The 1,598-nt window shown below is 69.5% G+C and carries 1 protein-coding gene; it reads left to right on the top strand.

All coding sequences use genetic code 11. The annotated features are described in order from the left end of the window. On the top strand, positions 1-1,502 hold a 1,502-nt coding region (locus ACTUAL_RS16955; RefSeq protein ID WP_440900949.1), incomplete at its 5' end, for a hypothetical protein. Positions 1,503-1,598: the final 96 nt, after the last annotated feature.

The raw sequence follows: 1,598 nt of genomic DNA, 5'->3' as shown, positions 1-1,598 counted from the left end.
AGCAGCGGCTCACCTCGGCCTACCAGGCGCTGTTCCGCAACACGCCGGTGGAGACCAGGGACGGTCGGGGGAACGCCGCGCGCGGCTGGTTCTACCTCGACATGGAGAAAGCGCTCCTCGCCGACGTCGAGCGCGACGAGGCCGTGCTCTTCGTCCCCGAGAGCAGGATCGTCGTCGACTCCCACCGACGTCCCCTGCTCGACCTGTCCACGCCGGACGGGGAGTACGCGAACCGCATGTTCCCCTGCTCGGTCGTGTTCAGCTCGACGGAGTGGATGAAGGGCTTCCTCAGCCACGTCTCCGGGCGGCAGGCCGAGAACATGGACCTGTGGGGCCGGTTCAGCGACACCGTGATCAAGCGGTTCGAGCAGTACCAGCTGCCGGTGATCGCGCTGGACAAGGGCACGCCCCGGCAGGCGGTGTGCCAGGTCTTCGAGAGGGTCAACACCGGCGGGGTCACCCTGACCGTCTTCGAACTGCTGACCGCGACCTTCGCGGCGCACGACTTCGACCTCCGCGTCGACTGGGAGAGGCGTCGGGCGCGGTGGGGCGGACACCGGAGCCGGATCCTCTCCGGCGTCTCGAGCACGGACTTCCTGCAGGCGGTGACCCTGCTGGCCTCGTACGAGCGCCGCAGGGCCGTGCTGGAGGCGGGGGCGGACGAGAGCGCCGCCCCGCGCGTCGGCTGCCGCCGGGCGGACATGCTCAGCCTCCCCCTGGCCGAGTACCTCAAGTGGGCGCCTTCGGTGACCGAGGGCTTCGCGCGGGCCACGAGGTTCCTGCACGACCAGTGCGTCTTCGAGCCCCGCTACCTGCCCTACGGCAGCCAGCTGACCGTGCTGTCCGTGATCTTCACCCTGCTCGGAGCCGAGGCGGAGACCGACGAGGCGGGGCGGAAGATCGCCCGCTGGTACTGGTCGGGGGTCTTCGGCGAGATCTACGGGGGGACCGGCGAGACGCACTTCTCCCGCGACGTGCTGGAGGTCGTCGCCTGGGTGACCGGTCGGGGCGGGGAGCCGAGCATCTTCCAGGACGTCAAGTTCACCCGCAGCAGGCTGTGGTTCCTGCGCACCAGAAACGCCGCCGCCTACAAGGGGCTCTACGCGCTGCTGCTCAAGACGGGTGCGGTGGACTGGGGGGACGGGAGAGCCATGTCCGTCGTGGGCTACTTCGACTACGCGGTCGACATCCGCTACATCTTCCCCAAGGCGTGGTGCGCCAAGAAGGGGATCCCCTCCGCCGACTACAACTCCATCCTCAACAAGACGCCCCTGAGCGCCAGGGTGAACCGCTTGATCAGCGGCAGGCCGCCTTCCGTCTACCTCCCCGCGCTGGCCAGGGACGCCGGGGTCACCGGGGAGTCGGTCGACCGGAACGTCCGGACGCACCTGATCGCGGACGGGGAGCTGCGGGCCAACGACTTCGACGCGGTCATGGAGGCCCGGCAGGAGGAGTTGTACGAGCTGGTCCAGAAGGCGATGGGGGCGACCGGGTGCGCGTGAACAGCCGAAGACGGGAGCGGGGCCACGGAAGAAACCCAGGCCCCGCACCCCGTGGTGCCCCCCGCACGCATAGAACCATCGCACCCCCCACCGGAG

The organism is Actinosynnema sp. (assembly GCF_052038725.1).
The sequence above is the reverse complement of the archived record's forward strand: the minus strand, read 5'-3'. Positions and strand labels throughout refer to the sequence as shown.